The following is a 365-nucleotide window of genomic DNA, read 5'->3' as shown; positions in this document are numbered from 1 at the left end:
GTGAAATGCGCGTGGCGAGTCGCAGCACAGTTCGGGATGATGGCCACCGGCTTATTGGCAGCGTGCGTCGGGTAATCCTTGACCTTAACGTCCAGAACGGTGGTCAGGCCACCCAGCCCCTGGGCACCGATACCGAGATCATTCACCTTGTCGAACAGCTCAAGACGCAGTTCCTCGGCTCTGTTCGACGCACCGCGCGCTTTCAGGTCGTGGATATCGATCGGATCCAGCAGGGATTCCTTGGCCATTTCCATCGCCTTTTCGGCGGTACCGCCAATACCAATACCCAGCATGCCAGGCGGGCACCAGCCAGCCCCCATCTGCGGGACCATTTTAAGAACCCAATCGACAACCGAATCGGACGG

At 59.2% G+C, this 365-nt stretch carries 1 protein-coding gene; it reads right to left on the bottom strand.

Going from position 1 to position 365, the window contains the following annotated elements; translation table 11 throughout:
* The coding region (locus B2W52_RS13860) for a fumarate hydratase (RefSeq protein ID WP_286803606.1) at nucleotides 1-365 on the bottom strand (365 nt) is incomplete at both ends.

The sequence above is a fragment of the Marinobacter sp. UBA2498 genome (assembly GCF_002341575.1).
In the GTDB taxonomy this organism is placed as follows: Bacteria; Pseudomonadota; Gammaproteobacteria; order Pseudomonadales; family Oleiphilaceae; genus Marinobacter; species Marinobacter manganoxydans.
Note: the sequence above shows the minus strand (reverse complement) of the source record. Positions and strands in the feature narration are given on the sequence as shown.